We start from the raw sequence: 6,953 nt of genomic DNA on the forward strand, positions 1-6,953 counted from the left end.
CCCCCTTTCCTCCGCGCCTCTGACTCCTGTATAGACTTACCGGATTCCGTTTTATATAACCACCATGTGATAGCGTTACAACCACATCCTCCTCGACTATCAGGTCTTCAATATCGATCTCTTCAAGATCGTCGACGATTTCACTCTTCCTTGCATCGCCATATTCGGACCTTAACGCCTTGAGTTCCTCCTCGACGATCTCCAACACAAGAGCGTCACTCGCCAAAATGGCCTTATACCGCTCTATGTCTTTAAGTATCGCGGCATATTCATCAAGGATCTTATCGCGCTCAAGACCGGTCAAACGTTGAAGCCTCATATCCAAGATGGCCTGCGCCTGTATAAGTGAGAGGGCGAACCGCTCTATAAGGCCTGATTTCGCCTCCTGAGGGGTTTTCGATGCCCGGATCAGACCGACAACCTCATCTAGGTTTTCAAGGGCTGTTTTAAGCCCCTCCAGTATATGGGCCCGCTCTTGCGCCTTTTTTAGTTCATATGTAGTACGCCTTATAATGATGGTCTTCCTATGTTGGAGAAAGTGGGTCAAGAGCCCTTTGAGATCAAGGAGTTCCGGCCTTCCGTTTACAATAGCGATCAAGATGACGCCAAAGCTTGTCTCCATCTGGGTATGTTTGTAAAGATGATTCAAAACCACCTGGGCCACCCCGTCTCTTTTGAGCTCCACTACTATCCGCATCCCATCCCGGTCGGACTCATCGCGGACATCATGTATGCCATCAACCTGTTTCAAGCGCCCGAGCTCTGCTATTTTTTCGACCAGCTTGGCCTTGTTGACCTGATATGGTATCTCGGTGATAACAATATTCTCACGCCCTCCCTTTGCGACCTGCTCAATAAAGGCCCTGGCGCGGATCTTTATAACGCCTTTGCCTGTCTCGTAGGCCGATCTCATGCCGGCCTTTCCACAGATAAAACCGCCGGTCGGAAAATCAGGGCCATGGATATATTCCATGAGTTCGGAGATGGTTATGTCAGGGTTCTTTATAAGGGCTATGAGGCCATCCACCACCTCGCCGAGATTGTGGGGCGGGATGTTGGTGGCCATACCGACAGCAATTCCTGATGCGCCGTTTACAAGTAGATTGGGGACCTTGGAAGGCAACACAACCGGTTCTCTCAAGGAATCGTCGTAATTCGGTACAAAATCAACGGTCTCCTTATCTATATCTGCCATAATCTCATGAGCGATCTTGGCAAATCGTACTTCTGTATAACGCATGGCTGCAGGAGCATCCCCATCGACGGAACCGAAATTGCCCTGACCGTCTATCAGCGGATAACGCATTGCAAAACCCTGGGCCATCCTGACGATAGTATCATAGACGGCGACATCGCCATGTGGATGATATTTACCTATGACATCACCCACTATCCTTGCCGACTTTTTATATGGCTTATTGTAATCATTTCTGAGCTCGGACATGGCATACAATATCCGCCTATGTACAGGCTTAAGCCCATCTCTTACATCAGGCAATGCACGTCCTATGATTACACTCATTGAATAATCCAGATACGACTTTTTCAGCTCATCCGCGATGTCTCGGGTCTTTTTCTGCTCAACAAAAAACTCTCCCTGTTCATGCATCTCTATGGCTCCTGAATCGTGAAAATATGACTCGACCTTTGTGACTGATCATTTTGTTAAAATCTGAAAGATATATTCTGCCGGTAAATAAACAGGACATGCCGTAAAATATCCCAAAGGGACCTCTAAAAATCTAGATTTGTCATTTCTGCACAAACAGAAATCCAATGAAGATCAACAAATATGGATCCAGGCTTTCGCGGAAATGACGGATCGTCAGGGACACAACTAACTAAGATCAGCCCCTGTAGTAGTCATGGTGAGCTTGCAATGTTTGACACCCTTCAAGGCCTTCAATTTATCGGCAAGGCCTTCCAGGGCCCCTGCCTTGCCGCGGACTATGGCGACCTCAAGGCAATTACTGTGATCCAAATGGACATGCTGCGATACTATGACATGCTCCGAAAAATCATGCTGAATATCAACGATTGAATTTACAAGTTCCCGCTTATGATGATCATAGACATAGGTGATGGTCCCGACCACCTCCTTGCCTTGTACTTCTCTCTCCCATTCCTGTGCTATCAATTTTTCCCGAATAAGGTCGCGAATCGCCTCAGATCTGTTACTGTATTGACGTGCCCTAATGTAATCATCAAAATTTCTAATGAGATCTGATGGTATGGAGACGCCGAATCTCGTTATGGATCTGCCGCTTGTCAACTCACCCATAATTCACCTGAAATTTAAAAAATATTAAACAGCAACGTCCTAAATTGTCAATAAGTTAAAGTACCTTGATTAATGTATTTATTTGAATTTTAAAGATAAAGAATTAACACTCCCAGCTGAAACATGCCAATAAAAATAAAACACCTTTATTTATAAATTAATATAGCGCTTTTTGAATTAATGATGCAAGGCAATGGCATCAATCCTGTCTGCCGGCAGGCAGGCATCCATGATTCTGTGTATAGCTGAAATGTTTGCGCCCGAAGGGTTTGAACAGGGAATGCCTTGACCTCAACGATACCTGATGAGGGATTTATCCAGACATTGACTGGTGCCTTGCCACATAAATGACCTGCCACACCTGCTGTTTAATTAAATGCCACCCCAGACATACCCCCTGTCTTAAAAGGGAAGCAGGGGGTCTCTTAAAGATTCACGATTTCCGGTCTCAGTAAAATGACAAGCTCCCTTTTTTGCGTAGTCTTTTGAGTATTCTTGAACAGCCTGCCGATCAGCGGCACATCGCCAAGCAAAGGGACTTCGCTGTTATTGGTTTCTATATTTTCATCGATCAGACCGCCAACGACTAGTATCTGGCCGTTCTTCACGCGGGCCACTGTGGTCAATTCCCTCATAAAAACTCTGGGAAGCCCGACTTGTGCAAAACCTGTCGCCTGACTCCCGATAACTACCTGATCCGGAGGGTCTTTCTCCAATTTTGAGGTTACAGGCGTAAGTTGCAAAACCACTTCATCATCCGATGAAATATTGGCCATTACACCCAATCCGACACCTGAAAGAACATTTCCAGTCTCCGTCGTATAGGTGGTCTGGCCGCCGCCACCGATGTTATTGTTTATGGTTGAAGTGACCTTTGCCAGATAACTTATGCTCGTACCGACGGTCATCATCGCGCTCTGGCCGTTCATCAAGGTCAATTTTGGATCGGACAGGACCTTCGTATGACCATATTCTCCAATGGCGTTGAGGAGAAGGGTGAAGGCCTTGTCTCCCATTGTAAGCTTGCCGATAAATTTCGTACCCTGTTTTGGGACAACAACACCGCCATTGCCGAATGTCACCTTGAAATCAAACGGCGAATTCTTAAGAAGGCCAGTCCAGTCGATGCCTTGCTGAGAATTTTGGTTGAGATATATCTCGACGATCTTCGCCTCTATAACAACCTGTCTGGACATCTCTTTTTTAAGCGTATTGAAATAGTTTTCAACCTGCTCAAGTATTGATTTAGGTGCCGTGACGGTGACAATGCCGAGCGGTTTATCTATTGTATAATAATATCCTTCCCTTTCGCCGAGTTTATCCGTAGCATCACCTGGTTTGACTTTTACTTTTTGTTTACTAGAGTCCGTTTCGGACCCCTTAATCAAAAAGGCCATCTTTCTTTCAGACCTAGCCTTCTCAAGACACAAGGCCTGTTCAGCCGGCATTTGGGGAAACTGCTGCTCGCAAAGCGCCCTGATCCTGTCCTCCTCTTCAGGCGTAAGCTCGCCGCCTATCTTTTGCTGGGCCTGCGCAGTAGCAAGATTGAGTATCTTGTCAAGATTTTTATTGATAGACACCCAGATATCCACCTTATCACTATCATGTTCAGAAGAAAGCACGGCCTTCAGTTTATCACCGCCGCCCGAACCGCCTTGGCTGCCACCAGAGACACTTGCACCACCCAACAAATCCCCACCTACGCTTGTCTTGTATGAAGTTTCCATAAACGGCATGGGTAGATAAAATCTCTTTGTGTCTTTATATCTTACTGTTATCGTGTTATCTTTGAACTCGTAAAAGTAATCAAGCTGTCTCAATATGCCTGAAAGGGCCTTCCAGAAGTCATCATCGGCATTGATGTTGACCTCGACCGGTAGATCCTGATTGACGTCGCTCGCCCAATTGACGCTCATACCCTTTAATTTGGCAAGTTGTCTTACTGCATCGCCCAACCTCACTCTGCCGCCCCTCGTGTGGATATCTGCACCCACAGGCATGGCGGAGAGCTTGGCCTCGTTTGTCTGGATTGCGACATCTCCGACGGAATACGCAGGCTGCCACATCACACCAGGACGATAGACCTTAGCCGCCGCACCACCTGTATTATGGGCACCGGCGGCGAGAGACGAACCATCTGCCGCATTAGCACTATGCGGTATTGCAACCTGCTCTATGTCCACTGCAGCGGCAAAGGGTTTCTTCTGCACACTGTCTGTATTTACTGCGCAGCCATAGGCAATCATCACAAAAAACAGACATAAAAAAATAAGACTGTATCTTGCCGCCGGCCTTTCTTTAAATTTAAAATGGATTTCTCCCATACCCAATCCTCCAAACCGCTTAAAGATTCAATGAAATCCGCCTGCGTGGGTTGTAAGCCGATCTAGTCTCGCCCTGGCCTGTTGCGAGATGTCATCAGGGACCCCATGTCCAGCGTTTATAATCGCCCTGTATTCGGCGATCGCCTCCCTGGTACTGCCAAGGCCTTCATAGACCTCGCCTTTCAACATCATCATCTCGGGAGAAATCGAATAGTTATTCTCAATACGGTTAATAACGCGAAGGGCATCTCGATAAAGACCTTGGGAAAAACAAAACACTGCATAGTTGTAAAGCGTCTTGAGAGAGGGTTTGTCAACGCTGATCGCCTTTTCAAAATAGGCCCTTGCCTCTGTATTTTTCCCCATTCGGGCGAGGGCTATAGCCGCAAAGGTTGCAGCCTCGCTGTCTTTAGGAGTAAAGCTCAAGGCCTTTCTTGCATAATTCAATCCTGTAAGCTCATCGTCTTCACGGCCAAGCGCCATTGAAGCCACCTTCTTGGCAAGGCTTGTATTTTCAGGCCACATATCAGATGCGCTTTTATACAATTCAAAGGCCTTATCAAACTCACCCTGCCTTTCAGCCTCGATGGCGTCTTTGACAAGCCCTTCCGCCCTTGTTATCTGGCCCATCGGGGTCTGATATCCAGCTCTTGACTCCACAACCAGCCTGTTCGCCGGCATAGACTTGAGCGTCATATCCAGACTCCCGAGCCCCGACATGCCACTCTCGCCCACCCACGCAACTTTCTTGCCCGCAGGATATATCATGATGGTATTATCACGTTCGATGCTTTCAAGCCCCTTGAGGCTCTTAACGACCTGCAATACGAATGTCCACGGCACATTTTGTAGGGAAAGGGTCAAGTCACCTTTTACATCTTCATCAACAACTATGTTTTTGCCGCTTACCTCGCCGATAAGCCTGAATACGTTATGTATATCAGTCTTATAAAAATCAACACTTATGAGCGCAGCAGACCTTACGGGATTGGGTGCTGGCGAAACACCATCGACATTTTGCCGGTTGTCCAATCCCTGGGGTGCACGTCTCTGCAGGTCATTCAGCCACGATGAGACATCTGTCTGAGCCTGTGTCTGGGCATATAAAGCCGACATACCTACATGTAGAGGCGTATCGAACATCAGGGAGATCATGAGCAGAAAACCCAAAAAAAACCGTACCCTCATTTGCCGAACCATTATTGTCCCTCCGGATGCAGTGGCAAAACCCTCTCTCTTTCAAGCGGCCGCCCTCTCATATCCTCGATTTCCTCTTCAACTACCACCCGGTCTGAAAGGATGTCCTTTACGACACCCTTATTATAGCCGATCCTAACCCCCCTTTTTATGATGTATCCCTTTCCTGAGGCGTCCTGTACCATCGCTATCTTCTTACCGCCGGTTTCAGTGACAATCGCTGTCAGGTTCAGCTGCCCTAAATCCATGCACTCAAGTGGTGTCGCGCAGGCCTTCTCAACCCCTCTCTTGGCAACCTGGGCCCTGATAAACGGTTGAAAGGGATCGGGCTTCCCCTCTGGGTCATAGGCGTATGGAAGCGGCGCAAGCAGTTTCCGGAGCCTCTCCTCCATATCCTTCAAATCCGCTGAGCTCGCCTTCCTTGGATGGACCTGGGTAACGACTATAGTAGGTTTACTTTCACAGCCTGCACACATCCATACACAAACAGCCGCGGCCAAAACCGCAAGAAGCCCCTTAGTATGTATACCTATGTGTCTTTTATCCATGACTACTTCTTGTCACCCTTGTTATTTGCCATTATTTTTTTTATTTTTGGCTGCGGCTGCAATAGCCTTTTGTTCATCTTCACTCAAAAAACGGAAGGTTGCCGCCTGGCATTTCACATCAACAATCCACCCCCCGCCACCTTGGGTCTCAACCCAGGCATTGTCGGCGGCGCTGTCCGCTTTATCTCCAGGGTGCGCTGGATGCCGCTGACCCTTCAGGCTCCAGACATCTCTACCCTGTCTGGGATTGTCCATGCTTATCTCTCTCATTTGAACTATCCGGCCCATGCGGCTTACTTTGTCAAAAAATCCCATAATGTCAAAAAATGAACCAGTGAATTCCATCTTGACAGGTATAACCGCATAAAATCTTTCCAAAACCTCAGTCTGCGGACTAAAGAGATTAAATTCAAGCCTGGCGTCGTTTCCCAAGTTTGATATCTCGGTCAATACCGATGGAATGTCTTTCTTCTCGGGCAAGAGCCTCAAGGCCTCGGATAAAAGGGTCTGCATCGACCTGAGCTCCTCTTCGATCTGAGGGATCTTCGCCTTTTGGATCTCAAGCCTTGTGACTTCATCTCTTAATCTGGGGATATCTTCTGA

The 6,953-nt window shown here is 47.5% G+C and carries 6 protein-coding genes; all 6 read right to left on the reverse strand.

Annotated elements, in window-relative coordinates; translation table 11 throughout:
* A partial coding sequence (gene gyrA / locus ACP5SG_RS08900) for a DNA topoisomerase (ATP-hydrolyzing) subunit A (protein WP_428123714.1) occupies positions 1–1,609 on the reverse strand: 1,609 nt, incomplete at its 3' end.
* Positions 1,610–1,837: 228 nt separating this feature from the next.
* Positions 1,838–2,281: a nickel-responsive transcriptional regulator NikR gene (nikR, locus tag ACP5SG_RS08905; protein WP_424661530.1), complete on the reverse strand. Its 444-nt coding sequence runs from the start codon at positions 2,279–2,281 to the stop codon at positions 1,838–1,840.
* A gap of 425 nt (positions 2,282–2,706) precedes the next feature.
* Positions 2,707–4,605: a pilus (MSHA type) biogenesis protein MshL gene (gene mshL / locus ACP5SG_RS08910; protein ID WP_428123723.1), complete on the reverse strand. Its 1,899-nt coding sequence runs from the start codon at positions 4,603–4,605 to the stop codon at positions 2,707–2,709.
* A 27-nt stretch (positions 4,606–4,632) separates the two neighbouring features.
* Complete coding sequence (locus tag ACP5SG_RS08915; RefSeq protein ID WP_237887968.1) at positions 4,633–5,805, reverse strand: tetratricopeptide repeat protein; 1,173 nt, start codon at positions 5,803–5,805, stop codon at positions 4,633–4,635.
* The gene (locus tag ACP5SG_RS08920) at positions 5,805–6,350 is read right to left on the reverse strand and encodes a pilus assembly protein PilP (RefSeq protein WP_237887966.1); all 546 of its coding nucleotides are present in this window, start codon (positions 6,348–6,350) and stop codon (positions 5,805–5,807) included. Before ACP5SG_RS08920 ends, ACP5SG_RS08915 begins: the two co-directional genes overlap by 1 nt.
* A 21-nt stretch (positions 6,351–6,371) precedes the next feature.
* The coding region (locus ACP5SG_RS08925; protein ID WP_428123729.1) for a type 4a pilus biogenesis protein PilO at positions 6,372–6,953 on the reverse strand (582 nt) is incomplete at its 5' end.

This window comes from Dissulfurimicrobium sp. (assembly GCF_049968175.1).
Lineage (GTDB): Bacteria > Desulfobacterota > Dissulfuribacteria > Dissulfuribacterales > Sh68 > Dissulfurimicrobium > Dissulfurimicrobium hydrothermale.

Excerpts from the sequence above, each read along its gene's own strand:
- mshL (WP_428123723.1), bottom strand. The coding sequence starts at position 4,605 with ATGGGAGAAATCCATTTTAAATTTAAAGAAAGGCCGGCGGCAAGATAC.
- ACP5SG_RS08920 (WP_237887966.1), bottom strand. The coding sequence starts at position 6,350 with ATGGATAAAAGACACATAGGTATACATACTAAGGGGCTTCTTGCGGTT.
- nikR (WP_424661530.1), bottom strand. The coding sequence starts at position 2,281 with ATGGGTGAGTTGACAAGCGGCAGATCCATAACGAGATTCGGCGTCTCC.
- ACP5SG_RS08915 (WP_237887968.1), bottom strand. The coding sequence starts at position 5,805 with ATGGTTCGGCAAATGAGGGTACGGTTTTTTTTGGGTTTTCTGCTCATG.